At 72.0% G+C, this 16,876-nt stretch carries 14 protein-coding genes, 1 tRNA gene and 1 pseudogene; 9 read left to right on the top strand and 7 right to left on the bottom strand.

Annotated elements, in window-relative coordinates; all coding sequences use genetic code 11:
• Window positions 1-25: 25 nt before the first annotated feature.
• Together ABZV06_RS14695 and ABZV06_RS14690 are read right to left on the bottom strand one after the other, a co-directional pair.
• A tRNA-Pro gene (locus ABZV06_RS14695) sits at window positions 26-102 on the bottom strand.
• 233 nt (window positions 103-335) lie between these two features.
• Complete coding sequence (locus ABZV06_RS14690; RefSeq protein ID WP_355238685.1) at window positions 336-1,229, bottom strand: metallophosphoesterase; 894 nt, start codon at window positions 1,227-1,229, stop codon at window positions 336-338.
• 25 nt (window positions 1,230-1,254) lie between these two features.
• On the opposite strand from ABZV06_RS14690, the gene ABZV06_RS14685 reads away from it, so the two are divergent.
• Window positions 1,255-1,710: a GatB/YqeY domain-containing protein gene (locus ABZV06_RS14685; RefSeq protein WP_355238682.1), complete on the top strand. Its 456-nt coding sequence runs from the start codon at window positions 1,255-1,257 to the stop codon at window positions 1,708-1,710.
• A gap of 87 nt (window positions 1,711-1,797) precedes the next feature.
• Here the strand turns inward: ABZV06_RS14685 and ABZV06_RS14680 are convergent, their stop codons facing one another.
• Complete coding sequence (locus ABZV06_RS14680; protein WP_355621596.1) at window positions 1,798-4,233, bottom strand: transglycosylase domain-containing protein; 2,436 nt, start codon at window positions 4,231-4,233, stop codon at window positions 1,798-1,800.
• 402 nt (window positions 4,234-4,635) lie between these two features.
• Here ABZV06_RS14680 and ABZV06_RS14675 point away from each other — a divergent pair, with 402 nt between their 5' ends.
• Window positions 4,636-4,956, top strand: a complete 321-nt coding sequence (locus tag ABZV06_RS14675) for a WhiB family transcriptional regulator (RefSeq protein WP_355238676.1) — start codon at window positions 4,636-4,638, stop codon at window positions 4,954-4,956.
• 6 nt (window positions 4,957-4,962) lie between these two features.
• Here the strand turns inward: ABZV06_RS14675 and ABZV06_RS14670 are convergent, their stop codons facing one another.
• Genes ABZV06_RS14670 through ABZV06_RS14660 form a run of 3 tightly spaced genes read right to left on the bottom strand, consistent with a single transcriptional unit; the run spans window position 4,963 to window position 7,754 of the window.
• Entirely contained in the window at window positions 4,963-6,114 is a 1,152-nt protein-coding gene (locus tag ABZV06_RS14670) for an ArsA-related P-loop ATPase (protein WP_355238673.1), read from the bottom strand.
• 54 nt (window positions 6,115-6,168) lie between these two features.
• Entirely contained in the window at window positions 6,169-7,146 is a 978-nt protein-coding gene (locus tag ABZV06_RS14665) for an ArsA-related P-loop ATPase (RefSeq protein WP_355238670.1), read from the bottom strand.
• 26 nt (window positions 7,147-7,172) lie between these two features.
• Window positions 7,173-7,754, bottom strand: coding sequence for a hypothetical protein (locus tag ABZV06_RS14660; RefSeq protein WP_355621669.1), 582 nt, complete (start codon window positions 7,752-7,754; stop codon window positions 7,173-7,175).
• 779 nt (window positions 7,755-8,533) lie between these two features.
• On the opposite strand from ABZV06_RS14660, the gene ABZV06_RS14655 reads away from it, so the two are divergent.
• The 7 genes and pseudogenes from ABZV06_RS14655 (at window position 8,534) to ABZV06_RS14625 (ending at window position 16,480) form a co-directional block, all read left to right on the top strand.
• The gene (locus ABZV06_RS14655; protein ID WP_355621593.1) at window positions 8,534-9,007 is read left to right on the top strand and encodes a hypothetical protein; all 474 of its coding nucleotides are present in this window, start codon (window positions 8,534-8,536) and stop codon (window positions 9,005-9,007) included.
• A 44-nt stretch (window positions 9,008-9,051) separates the two neighbouring features.
• A complete protein-coding gene (locus tag ABZV06_RS14650) occupies window positions 9,052-9,207 on the top strand; it encodes a DUF4177 domain-containing protein (protein WP_007466198.1) in 156 nt (51 codons plus the stop codon).
• Between the two features lie 55 nt (window positions 9,208-9,262).
• Window positions 9,263-9,724: a RidA family protein gene (locus ABZV06_RS14645; RefSeq protein WP_355621590.1), complete on the top strand. Its 462-nt coding sequence runs from the start codon at window positions 9,263-9,265 to the stop codon at window positions 9,722-9,724.
• Window positions 9,725-9,838: 114 nt separating this feature from the next.
• The gene (locus ABZV06_RS14640) at window positions 9,839-10,669 is read left to right on the top strand and encodes an MBL fold metallo-hydrolase (RefSeq protein WP_355238663.1); all 831 of its coding nucleotides are present in this window, start codon (window positions 9,839-9,841) and stop codon (window positions 10,667-10,669) included.
• Window positions 10,666-14,241: an adenylate/guanylate cyclase domain-containing protein gene (locus tag ABZV06_RS14635; protein WP_355621588.1), complete on the top strand. Its 3,576-nt coding sequence runs from the start codon at window positions 10,666-10,668 to the stop codon at window positions 14,239-14,241. Before ABZV06_RS14640 ends, ABZV06_RS14635 begins: the two co-directional genes overlap by 4 nt.
• Window positions 14,242-14,398: 157 nt before the next feature.
• Window positions 14,399-14,797 (top strand): annotated as a pseudogene (locus ABZV06_RS14630) (hypothetical protein); the annotation flags it as partial.
• Between the two features lie 177 nt (window positions 14,798-14,974).
• Window positions 14,975-16,480, top strand: a complete 1,506-nt coding sequence (locus ABZV06_RS14625) for a protein kinase (RefSeq protein ID WP_355238656.1) — start codon at window positions 14,975-14,977, stop codon at window positions 16,478-16,480.
• On the opposite strand, the gene ABZV06_RS14620 is transcribed toward ABZV06_RS14625, so the two are convergent.
• Window positions 16,467-16,808, bottom strand: a complete 342-nt coding sequence (locus tag ABZV06_RS14620; protein ID WP_355238653.1) for a hypothetical protein — start codon at window positions 16,806-16,808, stop codon at window positions 16,467-16,469. The two genes, ABZV06_RS14625 and ABZV06_RS14620, sit on opposite strands and share 14 nt — an antisense overlap.
• Window positions 16,809-16,876 lie beyond the last annotated feature (68 nt).

The raw sequence follows: 16,876 nt of genomic DNA, 5'->3' as shown, positions 1-16,876 counted from the left end.
CCGAGTGGATGTGCCCTCTTACCTCTGGTCGGGGTGGCCGGATTCGAACCGACGACCTCTTCGTCCCGAACGAAGCGCGCTACCAAGCTGCGCCACACCCCGAGGCGTGCCGACAAATAGTAGCCCACCCGCTCCGATGGTCAAACTCGGTACCCCCGCCGCCCGAACCGCGCTTCCCGGTGCCAAGATCCGCGCAACTTCGAGGTTGTTGCTGCTTCCCGGCGCCGTAAAACAGCAACATCCCTGAAGTTGCGCGGATCTTGGTCGCCGGGAGCGCGCCGGGAGCGCGGCCCGAGCGCGCCGGGAGCGCGCCGCACGAGCGCGCCCGCCCCGGCCTAGCGGGGGATCAGGGTCAGGATGCTCGCCTCCGGCGGGCAGGCGAAGCGGATCGGGGCGGTCGGGTGGGTGCCGAGGCCGGCGGAGACGTGCAGCCACGAGTCCGAGCCCGGCCACCGGTGCAGTCCGCGCGCCATCGAACGCGGCAGACCGCAGTTGGTGACCAGCGCTCCGTACCCCGGGACGCAGACCTGCCCGCCGTGGGTGTGTCCGGCCAGCAGGAGGCCGAAGCCGTCGGCCGCCATCTGGTCGAGCACCCGCGGCTCGGGGGAGTGCGTCACGGCGATGGACAGGTCGGCGGAGGACGCCACCCGGCCCGACACGGCCGGGTAGTCGTCGCGGTCGATGTGGGGGTCGTCGACGCCGACGAGGTCCAGCTCCCGGCCGCCGGCCTTGAGGCTCGTGCGGGCGTTGTTCAGGTCGGCCCAGCCGGCGCCGGTGAAGACCTGGCGCAGTTCCTCGTAGGGCAGCTCGACGCCCTCGGCGTACTCCCGATCGGGCAGGAAGTAGGTGAAGGGGTTCTTGAGTACCGGCCCGGTGTAGTCGTTGGAGCCGAACACGAACGCGCCGGGATAGTCCAGCAGCGGTTGCAGCGCCCGCAGCACCCCCGGCACCGCCTCGGGGTGTGCCATGTTGTCGCCGGTCACCACCACCAGGTCGGGGTCCAGGGCGGCCAGCGACGCCACCCAACGCTGCTTGCGGGCCTGGTCGGGCATCATGTGCAGGTCCGACAGGTGCAGCACGCGCAGCGGCTCCGCGTCGGCCGGCAGCGTCGGCACGTCGTACCGCCGCAGGGTGAACATGTTGCGCTCGACGAGCGACGCGTACGCGAGGGTGGTCGCTCCGACCGCTGCGGTTCCGGCGGCGAGGCGGAATAGTGTGCGCTTTCGCATGACGTTCAGGGTAGTTTGACCGTCCATGAGCACGCTGAAGGACCGCCTCACCGCCGACATGCGTTCCGCGCTCAAGGCGCGCGACGAGCTGACCACCTCCACGCTGCGGATGGCCCTGGCCGCCGTCGGCACCGCCGAGGTGGCTGGCAAGGCCAAGCGCGAGCTCACCGACGACGAGGTGCTCGCGGTGTTGACCAAGGAGGCCAAGAAGCGCCGGGAGGCGGCCACCGCCTTCGCGGACGCGGGCCGCACCGAGCAGGCCGCCAAGGAGACCGCCGAGGGCGAGGTGCTGGACCGCTACCTGCCCAAGCAGCTCTCCGACGCCGAGCTGACCGACCTGGTCGCGGGGGCGCTCGCCGCGGGCGGCCTCACCGGCAAGGCCCAGATGGGCCCGGCCATGAAGGCGGCCCAGGCCGCGGTGGCCGGCCAGGCCGAGGGTGGTCGGGTGGCCGCCGAGGTACGCCGACAGCTCGGCCTCTGATCCGCCACGCGGCTCGGGTTCCACCAGACGAAACGGGCGGGCACCCCCACAGAGGGTGCCCGCCCGTTCGCGTGTGCCGTCGGTGCCTCAGCCGCCCGGACGGTTGCCAGGTTGGCCGGGCGGGAGGCCGGGCTGGCCCGGCTTTTTGCCCGGCGGGGTGCCGCCGGCGCCGGTGCTGACCTGGATGGTGACCACACCGCCCTTGATGGTGCGTCCGTCGGGGCTGGTGCCGGCGGCGGTGCCCGCCGGGCAGCTGGACGCCACCTTCGCCTCGGAGACGACCGGCTCGAAGCCAGCGCCCTTGATCCGGGACTTCGCGGTGTCCACCGGTTGGCACTTCACGTCGGGAATGTTGCGCTGGTCACCCTCGGAGATCTTCTGGCCCGGGGGTTCGAAGTTGATGCGCGGCTTGCCCTTCATGGCGTCCCGCAGCGTCTCGTACACCGGCGGGTTGATGCCGTCCTTCTCGGAGTGCTTCATCTTGACGTTCGTCTGCGGCCAGTCCGGGTCGGCCATGATGCCCGCCACCGAGTACTGCTTGGTCATCGTGACGATGGCGGCCGTCTTCTCCGAGTCGGTGGTGCCCGTCTTGCCGGCCACCGGCGCGTCGACGATGCCCTTCACCGCGGAGGCGGTACGGCTGCTGCCGCACTTGCTGGTCTTGGAGTTGTCGCCGACCGGGCAGCGGGCGGCGTCGACGGCGGCGCGGGCCACGTCGGTGCTGAACCGCTTCTCGCAGCGCGGGTTGGCGATGTCCAGCTTCTTGCCCTCGGGGTCGCGGATCTCCTGCACCGGGATCGGCTCGCAGTACTTGCCGTCCGCCGCGAGAGTCGCGTACGCGTTGGCCAGGTCCAGCGGCGTGGTGGCGGAGACGCCGAGGGTGAAGGCGCCCCACTGGTGGGCGGCGTCCTTGGTGGCGGCGAAGCTGGCGTCGTTGCTGGCCCGGAACTGGATGCCGGCCCGCTTGGCGACGTCGACCACGTTCTCCGCGCCGACCTGCTGCTGTAGCGGCACGAAGTAGGTGTTGACCGACTGGGCGAACGCGGTCCACATGTTCTGCACGCCGCCGGCCTTCTTGCCGGAGTTGGTCGGGCAGTAGAAGTGGGTGCCGGGGCAGGCCGCCGGGCTGCTGCTGTCGATGATGTACTCCGACTTGAACTGCTGCGGCGCGTTCATCGAGTAGCTGAGCGGGATGCCCTTCTCCAGCGCGGCCACGATCGTGAAGATCTTGAACGTCGAGCCGGCCTGGTAGCCGGCGATGCCGTCGCCGCCGGTGAGCAGGGGGTTGACCGTCGCCGGGTAGTTGCCCTTGATGCCCCTCTTGCTCTTCGCCGGATCGCTGGAGATCTTGTTCTTCGGATGTTTCGGGTCGTCGAGCTTGAACTGCCGGTTCACCGCGAGCGCCCGTACCCGGCCGGAGCCCGGCTCGACCACGGCGACCATGGCGGCTTCCTTGCTGTTCTCGCTCTTGGCCTTGCGGACCGCCTTGTCGGCGGCCTTCTGTGCCTGGATGTCGATCGACGTGATGACGGTGTAGCCACCGCTCTTGAGTCGCCGCTCACGGTCGTACGAGGTCGAGCCGAACGTCTCCTGCTGCATCCACCAGCGGTAGAAGTAGTCGCAGAAGAAGCCCCAGCTGTTGACGTTGGTCGCGACGCAGCCGTTGGGGGTGCGCTTGTCCTGCACCTTCAGCTTGACCGCCTTGGCGGCGTCCGCCTCCTGCTGGGTGATCGCCTTGGTGTCGACCATGTTCTGGATGACGTAGTTACGGCGGTCCAACGCCAACGGGTAACCGCTCTTGGTGGTCGGGTCGTTCGTCGTCGGGGCCTTGACCATGCCGGCCAGCAGCGCGGCTTCCTCGACCTTGAGCTTGCTCGGCGCCTTGCCGAAGTAGACCTGGCTGGCGGCGTAGATGCCGTACGCGCCGTTGCCGAACGAGGCGAGGTTGAGGTAGCGGGTCAGGATCTCGTCCTTGGAGAACTCCTTGTCGACCTGCAACGCCAGCCGCATCTCACGGAGCTTGCGGGCGCTGGTGTCCTCGGTCGCCGCGACCACGTCGGCCGGGTGGGTGGCCGAGTAGGCGATGGCCAGCCGGACGTACTGCATCGTCAGCGTCGAGGCGCCCTGACGACCGGAGCCCTCGCTCTGGTTGTTGACGAACGCGCGGGCGACGCCGTTGATGTCGACGCCGTTGTGCTTGTAGAAGTCGTGGTCCTCGGCCGCGATGATGGCCTTGATCATGTACGGCGAGATGTCGGCGAGTTTCACGTCGCGGCGGTTCTCGTCGTACATCGTCGCCAGCGGTGTCTTGCCGTCCGAAGCCAGCAGATAGCTGATCTGTGGCGCGCGGGCCACCGTCAGCTCGGTGGGCAGGTTGCCGAATGTCTCGGCACCGGCCTTCGCGGCCAGTCCGGACATCGCCACCGCGGGGAAGGCCGCCGCAGCGACCACCACGCCGGCCAGTAGGCCACATATGAGCAGCGATGCGGCGTTGGTCAGCACATTGTGGTCACGTTTCCGCATCCAGGTCACCTCGGCATGGTACGCGAGTAGGGAACGAGGGGCGCCTGGGCGTCTTTCCCCATTTCCTGCGCGCGCTGCCCTCGTTGTGCTAAACGCATGACCCCCGGTACGAGGTTGCGTGTGACTGGCGTGAGTCTCCTCCGTTCGGCGGAGACCTCGCAGCGTTTTCGCCGACCTCGGCGGGGTAACCGGCGGTCGAGAGCCCGGGAAGCCGGGAGTGTCCGGAATGATGGATTTCGCCGACAACGTTGCGTAATCGGTCGACTACAGAGCATGATGATGGCGGCGACAGCGCCACATGTCGTCCGCGCCGCCTTGGGGAAGGCGGGCCGGGCGATCGGGGGGAATTGCCGGCTGCCGTGCAACGAGGTCGGTAGGTACTGCAAGGGGGGACGAGTACACATGGGCATGATCACTGACTGGCCGTCGCTGGCGGCATGTCAGAACGGGGACCCGGACGCGTTGTTCGTACAGGGCGCCGAACAGAACGTGGCCAAGCGGATCTGCCGGAGCTGCCCAGTTCGGTACGAGTGCCTGGCCGACGCGCTGGACAACCGGATCGAGTTCGGTGTGTGGGGCGGTATGACCGAACGCGAACGCCGGGCGTTGCTGCGTCGTCACCCCCAGGTGACGAGCTGGCGCAAGATGTTCGAGGCGGCGATGAAGAAGAACAGCAAGGACAAGGCGGGCAAGGACAAGATCCTGGTCACCTCGGCAACCTGATGCCGATCACGACCGGCTGATCGCCGCGCCGATCGTCCGTAGCCCGTCGACGTCGTGCACGTCGGCGGGCTGCGCCGTCACCGACACCGCCGGCACCGCCGGGAACGCCTCGGTGAAGCGCGCGGCGACCTGCTGCTCGCGTACCGCCTGACGAGCCAGCGCGGCGTGCGCCCGCAGCACGTCGGCGGTGGCCTCGTGCCCACCCAGCTCGGCCAGCCGCTCCGCGGCGACCCGACTCCGCTCGGCGTCGAGCTGCGGAACCACCGGTCGGTGCACGCGGTTGAGCACCAGGCCGGCCAGCGGCATCTTCTCCTCGCGCAGCCGGCCCGCGAAGTAGGCGGCCTCCCGGACCGCGTCCGGCTCCGGCGTCGCGACCAGCACGAAGGCCGTCTCCCGCGCCTGCAGGATGCGGTACGTCTGCTCGGCCCGCTGCCGGAAGCCCCCGAACATCGAATCCAGCGCGGCCACGAAGCCGGACAGGTCGGTGAGCAGCTGCGCGCCGAGCACCTTCTGCACCACCTTCGAGAACATCCCGAACGACGCGGTCACCAGGCTGAACATGCTCCGCCCGCCACTGCGTGCCGGTGCCAGCAGCAGGCGCAGCATCCGACCGTCGAGGAAGCGGGAGAGCCGGGCCGGCGCGTCCAGGAAGTCCAGCGCCGAGCGGGACGGCGGAGTATCCACCACGATCAGGTCCCACTCGCCGCGCGCGTGCAACTGGCCCAGCTTCTCCATCGCCATGTATTCCTGCGTGCCGGCGAACGTCGAGCTCATGGCCTGGTAGAACGGGTTCGCGAAGATCTCCGCGGCCTTTGTCGGGTCGGTGTGCTGGAGCACCACGTCGTCGAAGGTGCGCTTCATGTCCAGCATCATGGCGTGCAGCTCTCCGCCGCTGGCCTCGACGTCGATGCCCTTGACCTGCCGGGGCGTGTTGTCCAGCTCGGTCAGGCCCAGCGACTGGGCGAGCCGGCGGGCCGGGTCGATGGTGAGCACCACCGTGCGGCGTCCGTGCTGTTCGGCGGCCCGCAGCGCCAGCGCCGCGGCGGTGGTCGTCTTTCCCACTCCGCCGGCACCGCAGCACACGACGATCCGCACGCCCGGGTCGGCGAGGATCTGGTCGACGTCCAGCTGCGGCGCCGCGTCTTCGGAAGGCACCATTCGAGCGTATCGGGCCGCGTCGGTCCACGCGCCCGTGCTGAGCTCAGGTGTGAGTCAATCGGCGCTGACGAGGGCCTGGGCCAGGGCCGCGAGACCCGCCCGATCCACCCCGTCGGGTAGCAACGGCAGCTCGACCATCGGCAGCCCCAGCTCCACCAGGTCGGCGCGGAGCGAATCTTCCAGTTCGCGCCGGATGAGCTGGTCCCGTGCCTCGTCGTGCAACCCGGCCACGATGTCCTGATCCGCCGGCAGTCCGGCGGCGACCAGGCCGCGCCGCAGCTCCGCGGCGGTGACCGCCGGGCCCGCCGACAGCGGGGGCCGGGCGCCGTTGACGATCACCTTCCCGATGCCGAAGCCGAGGGAGGTCAGGTCGGCGATGGCGTCCACCGTCTCCTGCACCGGCATCTCCTCCAGCAGCGTGACCACGTGGACGGCGGTCATGGGGGAGCGCAGCAGCGCGGAGACCCCCTCGCTCTGGGTCTTGATCGGGCCGACCTTGGCGAGCCGGGCCGTCTCGGCCGTGACGTTGAGGAAACGGCCGATCCGACCGGTCGGCGGCGCGTCCAGCACCACGGCGTCGTACGCGCGCCGCTGCCCCGAGGTGCGGGTGGTGGCCTCCTTCACCTTGCCGGTGAGCAGCACGTCCCGCAGCCCGGGAGCGATGGTGGTGGCGAAGTCGATGGCACCGAGCTTGCGCAGCGCCCGCCCCGCCGCCCCGAGCTTGTAGAACATGTCCAGGTACTCGAGCAGGGCCTCCTCGGCATCCACCGCGAGCGCGCGCACCTCACCGCCGCCCGGCGCGTCGGCGAGGTGCCGCTCCTCGTACGGCAGCGGGTCGAGACCGAAGAGCTGGGCGATGCCCTGCCGGCCCTCGACCTCCACCAGCAGGGTGCGCCGGCCACCGGCGGCCAGCGCCAGGGCCAGGGCCGCCGCCACGCTGGTCTTGCCGGTGCCGCCCTTGCCGGTCACGACGTGGAGGCGGGCCGACCATCCGGTACCGGCCGGGTCGGACGGCCGCTCAGGTGCACGCACCCGTCGAGCCTATCCAGGGCGACGGGTCAGGCGACCTCGCAGACCCACCAACCCGTCTTCTGCACCACAGTGAAGCGCAGGTCCTGGTCGGCCACCTTCTCGTCGGCCGTGGTCATGGTGATCCGCGTGGAGACGGTGGCCCGGTCGCCGGTCTGGTTGTCGACCTTCGGGGTGGTCCACTTGAACCGGGGGTTCTGGTACGCGGAGGCGTATTTCTGCACCTCGGCCACCTTGGCGGCGATCTTCTTGTCGTCGCGCGAGGCGGCGCAGACGTGCTCGGCGGCCTTGGTAGCGTCCCGGTCCTTGTAGACGGCCGTGAGGAACTCGTCCACGGCGACCGCCGGCTCCTTCGCACCCTTGCCGGACTCGGCGTTGCGCAGGGTCAGGAACGCCACCACCCCACCGCCCACGCAGAGCACCATGATCACGGCCAGCGCGATGAGCGCGATCAGCAGGCCGCGCTTCTTCTTCGGCTCGGCGGTGCCCGCGTACGGCGGGTAGCCGGGCGGTGGCGGCGGGATCGCGCCCGGGGAGACGGGGGCCGCAGACGTACCGGCCGGGTCCTCGGTCTGCGGGGCACCGCCGGGCGGGGCGGGCTGGGCCGGAATTCCGGGCTGCGCGGGAAGCGCCCCCGCCCCGGGCTGACCGGGAGGGGTGGGCTGACCGGACCCGGCGAGCTGCCCGGGGAAGGCCGGCTGGCCCTGGAAGGCGGGCTGCCCAGCGGGGGTCGGCGGGCCGGACTCGGCGGGCCGGCTGGGGAGGGCCGGCTGACTGGGGAGAGCCGGCTGGCCGGACCCGACGGGCTGACCGAGCTGGGTGGGCGGGCCGGGCTGGGCGGGAAGGGCCGGCTGACCTGGGGCGCTCGGCGCGGAGGATCGCTCCTGGCCGGTCGGCGCGCCGGATTCCTCGGTGGAGGCCGTCGGGTCGGACTGCCCTTCGATGGCCTGCGCCTCGGGCTGGCCGACGGCGTCGGGGTGTGCCGGCGGAAGAGCGCGCGGGCCGGCCTGGTCGCCGCTGGGCGGTTGGGTCATCTCGTTCCCCCGGGGGTGCGGCGCCCGGCCGCCACCCCTGGCGCCGAGCGAGATCGAGCGGGCGGCCGGGCGCTGCGCGACCGTCCGACCGGAAGGGTAGCGGCCAGCCGTGGGTTCGGTGTCGCCCCTACCGCGCCGTACGTCATCAATCGACCCGGAGAAGCGACCAGTGACATCACCGCAGTCGGGATTCCTGCCCACAGTCTGTCAAATATGTGACTCTGGGTGACTGATCGTGCGCGCCCTGTTGGCTTAACCGCACCCGCGGACCTACCTTCGTCCCGGTGCGGGGGACCGGAACGGTTGGTTGATCCCGACCGGAAGCGTGATCCGAGAGGTACGACCGGAGGCAGTTCATGCGCGACGCGGACAACATCCCTCGCACCCAGTTTCCGACGAACGACCGGCAGCGGCGGCTCGGGTCCGCGGGTGAGTTCACCGGTGGGCACCTCGGCAACCTGCCCATCAACGAGCGGTCGTACCGTCGGGTTCCGGAACCGCCGGACATGGCCCGGGCGTCGAACCGAATGCGGGACGACGACGAGCCTGGCTTCGTCATCCACCTGCCGATCCGGGTGCCCGACCTGGCGGCGGCGACCGTGCTGGCCAACCGGGTCGCCGTGTCGCTGGGCTTCCTGCCGGAGCTGGACGCCGGTGAGACGACCGTGTCCAACGCGGACGACCAGAACAACAGGCACCGGGTCTTCTGCGACCTGTTGCTGCCCGACCGTTCGCGCTGTCCCCAGGGGTACGGGCACGACGGGCCCTGTGGAGAGCTGCCGGCCACGCCGGAGCAGCGTCCCGCGCCTCGCCCGGCCAGCGGACCGTAGGCTGTGCCTCGACGAAGTCCGCACCATGAGGGAGCCCTCCAGCGATGCAGAAGTGGGAATACTCCACGGTCCCTCTGCTGGTCCACGCGACCAAGCAGATCCTCGACAACTGGGGTGAGGACGGGTGGGAACTCGTCGCCGTGGTCCCCGGCCCGAATCCGGATCAGCTGGTGGCGTACCTGAAGCGGCCCAAGGCGTGAGCGCGGGAAGTCCCTCGCTGCGACGTTCCGCGATCGCGAACGAAGAGGTGACGCGATGAGCAACGGTCCCCACGCCAAGCTCGCCGAGCTGGGCATCGAGCTGCCCGACGTGGTTCCTCCGGTGGCCAGCTACGTGCCGGCGGTGCAGTCCGGGCAGCACGTGTACGTCTCCGGCCAGTTGCCCATCGCCGAGGGCAAGCTCCTGGCGACCGGCAAGGTCGGTGCCGGGATCTCCGCCGAGCAGGCGAAGGATCTCGCCCAGCGGTGCGCGCTCAACGCGTTGGCGGCGGTCGACTCGCTGGTCGGCCTGGAGAACGTGGTCAAGGTGGTCAAGCTGACCGGGTTCGTGGCCTCGGCCCCCGGGTTCGTCGGCCAGCCCGCGGTTATCAACGGTGCCTCCGATCTCTTCGGGACCGTCTTCGGTGAGGCCGGCCGTCACGCGAGGAGCGCGGTAGGCGTGGCCGAACTCCCCCTGGACGCCCCGGTGGAGATCGAACTGATCGTCGAAGTCGCCTGACCCCGCCCGCGATCTTGCACTTTCTGTCCCGACGAATGCCGTGAAAAGGTACGAAGGAACAGCAGGAAGTGCAAGATCGCGGGGAGTGGGGGGCGGCGTCGTACGATCGCTGCCATGAGCGGGCACTCGACGGGGGCGGCAGCGGCGTTGGCCGAGGAGCTGCCGACCTGGGTTTCGCTGCTGCGCGCGCCCAACCCGGGGCCGATGACCCTCGACGGCACCAACACGTGGGTCCTGCGCGCACCACGGGCCGAGTACGCCGTGGTGGTCGACCCGGGGCCGGCCGACGAGGGGCACCTCAAGCGGATCGCGGAGCACGGCCCGATCGGGCTGATCCTGATCACCCACGGCCACGCGGACCACACCGAGGGCGCCCCGAGGCTCGGCGCAATGCTCGGCGGCATACCCGTGCTCGCCGCCGACCCGGCGCACACCACCGGCGGGACGCCGTTGAGCGCCGACACCGTGCTCGACGAGAGCCTCGGCATCCGGCTGCTGCCCACCCCCGGGCACACCGCCGACTCGGTCTGCCTCCTGGTCGAGCACGACGACGAGCAGGTGGTGCTCACCGGTGACACCATCCTCGGTCGGGGCACCACCGTGGTGGCCCACCCCGACGGGCACCTCGGCGACTACCTCCGCAGCCTGGAGTTGCTGTCCGCGTACTCCGGAATTCCCGCGCTGCCCGGACACGGCCCGGCGCTGGCCGACTGCGCCGCCGCCGCGTCGTTCTACCTCGCCCACCGCCGGGCCCGGCTCGACCAGGTCCGCGCGGCGGTCGCCGCCGGCGCGCGGACGCCCACCGACGTGGTCGCGGCCGTCTACGCGGACGTCGACCGCTCACTCTGGTGGGCGGCGGAATGGTCGGTACGTGCCCAGTTGGAGTATCTGGGTGTCGACACCGGGGAATCTGCGCCGGGGGTCAGTGGGTTGGAGCACATGTGACCTGCCCGGTGTGCGGAACAGTCGCTGTCCCCGGCGCACGGTTCTGCCACAACTGCGGTGCCGCGCTGCCGGCTGCCGCCACGTTGCCGGCGGCCGAGCGTCGGGTCGTCACCGTTCTCTTCGGTGACCTCTCCGAGTTCACCTCCTGGTCGGAGGACCTCGACCCGGAACGCGTCGGCGCGGTCACCGACCGCGTGCTCGCGGCCCTGGCCGGCGCGGTGAAGACCTTCGGCGGGCACGTCGACAAGTTGACCGGCGACGGGATCATGGCTGTCTTCGGCGCCCCGGTGGCGCACGAGGACGATGCCGAACGGGCCGTGCGGGCCGCCCTGTCGATGCAGCGGGCCGTGCGCCGGGTGCTCGACGACGAGCGCGGTGGCGGCGCGCCGCTCGGCCTGCGGGTCGGCCTGAACACCGGCGACGTCATCGCGGGCATCCAGGCCGCCATCGAGTACACGGTCATCGGCGACACGGTGAACACCGCCGCCCGGCTGGCCGACGCCGCCGCCGTGGGCGCGGTCTACGCCGGTGGACGCACCGCCGCCACCACCCGACACGTCGCCTCGTGGCGGGCGCTGCGCCCGCTGCGGCTCAAGGGGAAGCGCGAGCCGGTCGAGGCGTACGAGCTGCTGGGCCTGCTGGACGCGCCGGGCACCCGCTCGGGTCTCGGCGACGAGGCGCCCTACGTGGGTCGGGAGACCGAGATCGGGCGGGTCGCCGGCCGGCTCGCCGAGGTTATCGACCAGGGTGATCCCCGTGTGCTGCTGATGACCGCCGAGGCGGGCATCGGCAAGTCCCGGTTCGCCGCCGAGGTCGAGCGCCTCGCGGCCGGGTACGACGTGGGCGCCGGCCGGTACGCGGCGCACACCGGCGCCCGGGTGCTGTCGGTGCGCTGCGCCGCCTTCGGTGAGCGGCGTCGGCTCGCACCGTTGGCCGACCTGGTCCGCGCCGCGGTCGGTCTGCCCAGCGACGCGGCCACCGCGCTGACCCGGCCGGCCGTGGAGGAGCGGCTGCGACGACTCGGTCAGCGGCTCGCCCGCACCGGCGAGACGGCACCGATCGCCAACGACCAACTGCTCGCCCTGCTCGGCTACGCCGAACTGCCCGCGCACGGCGCCACCGACAACGGCGAGTGGGGCGCGCCCGCCGCCGACGCCGAGGCGGTGCCGAACGCGGTGGCCGACCTGCTCAGCGGGCTCGCCGCGGAAGCGCCGCTGGTGATCGTGGTGGACGACCTGCACGACGCGACCGCCGAGACCATCAGCGCCCTCGGGCTGACCCTGTCCCGACTGACCGGTCCGGTGCTCGTCCTGCTGCTCGGGCGCCCCGAACTGGTCCGTACCGCCGGTGCGTTGACCCGCGTCGCGGACGCCGAGGTGCACTCCCTGCCGCCGCTGCGGGGTGCCGACGCCGCCCGCCTGCTCACCAGCTACCTCGGCGGCGGGAAGTTGCCGCCGGCCGACGCGGACCGGCTGCTCGCCACCGCCCAGGGCAACCCGTTCTACCTGGCCGAGCTGGTCACCCTGTTGATCGAGCGCGGCGCGTTGACCACCGCCGCCGGCACGCGGGGCCAGGACTCGTCCGGCTGGCGGCTGGTACCCGGCTCGCTGGGCAGCCGGCTGCTCTCCCGGGACCTCGCGGCCGTCCTCGCCGCCCGGATCGACGCGCTGCCACCGGACGCCCGCTCCGTGCTGCGCGACGCCGCCGTCGTCGGCGACACCGTGCCGACCGGCTCGCTCGAAGCGCTTCGTGAGCAGCGGGCCGGCCGGGACGGCAGACCGTCGGCGGTGGTCGCCGTGGAGTTCGACCGCGCCGTCGAGGAGCTGCTGCAACGCCGCATGCTGCACCGCACCCGCGCCGGATACGCGTTCGCCACCCCGCTCATGCGCGAGGCCGCGTACGCCGGGGTGAGCAAGGCCGAACTGGCCGAGCGGCACGCCGTGCTGGCCCGCTGGGCCGCGCCGGTGGAGGGGACCGCGACGAGCGCGGTGGGTGGTTTCACCGAGGAGGCCCGCGACGACTTCGTCGCCGCCCACGTCCAGCGGGCCGCCGCGCTCGCCGACGCGGTGAAGCTGCGACCGGACGCGCCGGCCCGTGCGGTGGTCCCGCTCGGTCTTGCCGCGCTCGGCCGGGCCGCCCGCCGGTCGCTGTCCGCCGGGGAGCCCGCACTCGCCGTCGAGTACGCAGAACGCGCCAGCGAGCTGTCCCGCGACGGGGTGCCGGCGATCGACCGGGTGGTGCACGCTCGCGCGCTGCTACAGATCGGTCGGGTCGTCGACGCGCTCGCCTTCGCCGAGAAGATCGCCGCGAACGCGGGGGACGACGCCACCCGGGCCAGCGCGCTGCTGCTCGCCGGGCAGGCCCAGCAGACCCTCGGTGACCAGGGCCGGGCGGAGGCCGCCTGGCAGGAGGCGTTGCAGGTGGCGACCGCCGGAGGGCTGCCCACGCTGCGCGCGTCCGCCATGCGCCGGCTCGGCATGGGCGACTTCGTGGCCGGTCGACTGAGCCAGGCGAGCAGCAGGTTGGCCGCCGCGTACCAGGTCAGCCTCGGCGCGCAGGATCGGCGTGGGCAGGCCTGGTCGCTGCAGAACCTGGCGTGGGTGACCACCACCCGGGGTGACTTCGCCGGCACCGACGCGGTGCTCGGCCGGGCCGCCCGGCTCTTCGCCGAACTGAAGGACCCGTACGGTCGGGCGTGGCTGCGCGGCACCACCGCTTTCGCGCGGCTGCTCGCCGGCCGGCTGCAGGAGGCGTGCCGCCTGGCCCAGGTCTTCCTGCCCTTCGGCGAGCGCGTCGGCGAGGCGTGGGCGGTGGGCACGCTGCGCGCGGTCGCGGCATTCGCCACCGCCGAGCTGGGCGAGCTGGCCGAGGCGGACCGGGAAGCCCGCCGCGCGTACCGCGAGTTCGCCGTCGCCTCCGACGACTGGGGGCGCGGGTTCGCGCTGGTGGTCCGTGCCGTCGTGGCGCGTGGGCTGGGCGAGCCGGAGCACGCCGCCGACCTGCTCACCGACGCCCTGGCGTACGCCGATCAGACCTCACACCCGCTGCTCACCGGAATGGCCGGCACGCTGCGCGGCTCGGTGGCGCTGGACATGGGCGACCACGAGACCGCCGAGCAGGCCGCCCGGGCGGTGCTGACGGCCGTCGAACCGCACAACCCGCAGGCGCCGGCGCAGGTCGCGCCCCGGGTGCTGCTGGCCACCGCCCGACTGGCGGCCGGTGACCCGGCGACCGCGGTCGGACTGCTCGCGCCCGTGGCGACGGCCGCCGCCAACGCGCCCTCCCTGCTCCTGTCCCGCCGCCAGACCATGGCCCGGTACGCGTCGGCGCTGCTCGCCCACGGTCAGCGGGAGCAGGCGCTGGATTGGGCCCGACGGGCGGTCGCCGCACCTGCGGAGGACGTACGCAGTCAGGTGATCGCGGCGAGCGTGCTCGCCGAGGCGTTGGCGGCCTGCGGCTACCCGGCCGAGGCCCGTTCCTGCGCCGACGAGGCGGTCCGCCTGGCGTACGCCACCGAACAGCGCAGCGAACGACCGGCCGCCAAAGCCCTACAGGAACGCCTGACCCCCTGACCGGGCCTCTCGCACCGCAATGCGGGGTGGGTGGGTTTGGGAGTTGGGTGGGTTTTGGCGGTTCTGGGGATGTGGTTGGCCCGGGGAGCGGCTAGCGTGTCACCACCGCGCGGTGGTCCACAGTGGTGACCGTCGCCGTGCCTGGGGGAGGCTCACCTTGAAGCTGCCGCGTTCCGTCGCCGGCTGGACCATCGCGGTCTTCGGCGTTCTCGCGCTCGTGATGGGTGCCGTCGGGCTGCTCTGGCCGGAGGCGCAGTTGCGCATGCTCGGGCTGGAGGTGCCGGCGACGCGTTCCCCCGGTGACCACACCGGCACGTTCCTGCTGGCCTCGTCGATGGCCGCGTTCAACATGGGCGTCTACTACCTGCTCGCGACGGTCACCGAGTGGCGGCCGTTCTACCGCTTCACGGTGGTCTTCCGGTTGGTCACCTTCACCGTGTTCACGATCGCCGTGCTGGCCGACATCGCCCCCGACCGGTTCTTCGGCGTCGCCGCGTGGGAGGGGCTCGGTGCCGTGGCCACCGCGATCGGACTTCGCGTGGACGCCCGCCGGGCCACGCCGACCGCCCCCGTTGCCGAGTCGGCCGACCCCGCGCCGGCCGCCCCCGTCGGGTCCGCATCGGCTGGCGTCGACACGTCGACGGGAGCCGCTGCGGAGACCTCCGGTGCGACCGGTGCCGCTTCGGCGGATGCGGCGCGCTGAGCCACCGGCGGGGTTGGGTATTTTCGAGCGGTGACCGACACCTCGACCGGCGGCTTGCGGGTGCCGATCGTGCCCGGTCTGACCGATTTGCGGGTCTTTGCCCGAGGCGGTTACGCGACCGTCTACCAGGCCACCCAGATCTCGGTCGACCGTGAGGTCGCCGTCAAGGTCGAGAATCGCACGCTGGACAGCGAGCGCGACCAGGCCCGCTTCCTGCGCGAGGCGCGGGCGGCCGGGCGGATGTCGTCGCACCCGCACGTGGTGGACCTCTTCGACGTGGGTGTCACCGTCGACCAGCACCCGTACCTGATCATGGAACTGTGCGACGGGTCGTACGCCGAGCGGATGCGCAACTCGCCGCTCGGTCCGGTGGATGCCCGGGACCTCGGCATCAAGATTGCCGACGCGTTGGCCCACTCGCACGGCGCCGGGGTGCTCCACCGGGACGTGAAACCCGCCAACATCCTCTACTCGAACTTCAACTCGGCCGTGCTCGCCGACTTCGGCCTGGCCGTGCTGGCCGAGGCGCGGGACGCGTCGGTCACCCTGGAGGTGCTCACTCCGGCGTACGCGCCACCGGAGATGTTCAGCCACAGCCCGCCGTCGCCGGCTGTCGACGTGTACGCGCTCTGCGCCACCCTCTACGCGGTGATGCACGGCCGACCGCCACGGTGGCAGTCCGAGCGCAATCCCAGCCTGGTGACCGTGCTGGAGATGTTCAACCAGCCGATCCCCGGCCTGCCCGGCGTGCCGGACGAGCTGATCGACGTGCTGCGACTCGGCATGGCCAACGATCCTGGCGACCGGCCGTCCGCCCTCGAACTGCACGACCTGCTTGCCACACTGCCGTTCGGCGGGCCGGCCGCCCCGGTAAGCGGTGCCCCGGTCAGCGGTGGCCCGACCCGGCCCGGCCCCGGCCTGTACGGCACCGGCCAGCCCGGCCTTCGTCCCCCGGTCGAGGACTCCCGCCCCAGCGTTCCCGGTGGCCGCCGCTGGCGGCGGCGCTGGTTCCTCGGAGGCGCCGGAGTGCTGGCGCTCGCCGCCTCGGCCACCACCGGTGCCCTGATCGCCAGCACTGACGCGCCGCCCGACCCGTCTCCCTCGGTGACCAAGGTCGCGGCACCGGCGACCGGGCCGCTGCCCGGTTGCTCGACAGACGCGGGCGCGCCGACCGGGCTGCCCAGCGGCGCTCGGTGCCTGCCCGAGCTGGAGTGCTTCGGCCCGGTACGCATCCGCGGCACCCGCGCCGAGGCGGCCCGGGTCCCCTGCGACGGCCGGCACACCTGGGAGACGTACGCCGAGGGCATCCTGCCGGTGCCGCTCGTTGGCGCGGGTTACGACGAGGTGGTCGCCGCCGAGCAGGTACGGCAGGTGTGCAGCGCGACGACGTTCCGGCTGACCACCGAGATCACCCAGCTGACCGGCTGGCATCTGGAGGTCCTGCCACCCGTGGACGGCAACGTCGACCGGGTCTTCCGATGTCTGGCGGGTCGGGGCGTCGACGCGCTCACCGTCCCCACGCTCACCGGTCGCTGAACCCGCCGCGCGTCCGACCCCGGTCACGCACCGCACGCAACGCGTCCCGGCTGTCCAGCGCGTCCAGCGTGTCCGCGTCGATCCCGTACGGCATCAGATCCGGCGGTCCCGTCGGGCTCGGCTGGTCCGCCGGCTCCGGTTCGTTCCGCTGACGGGCGGCCGACACGGCGACCACGGTGACCATGGTCAGCAGCACGCACAGCAGCGCGAGAACCACCCCGACGAGGTCCTGCCGGCGCAGGACGACCAGCAGGACGAGCAGCGCGAGGGCTCCCGGCGCCGCGACCGCCGCCACCATCCGCGCATCGATCCTGGACAGTCGATTCACCCTTCCAGCATGTCGTGACCCGGGCTGCTGTCAACCGGAGAGGCGATACGCCACGCCGATCGGCATTG

The sequence above is a fragment of the Micromonospora sp. NPDC005172 genome (assembly GCF_040608555.1).
In the GTDB taxonomy this organism is placed as follows: domain Bacteria; phylum Actinomycetota; class Actinomycetes; order Mycobacteriales; family Micromonosporaceae; genus Micromonospora.
Note: the sequence above shows the minus strand (reverse complement) of the source record. Positions and strands in the feature narration are given on the sequence as shown.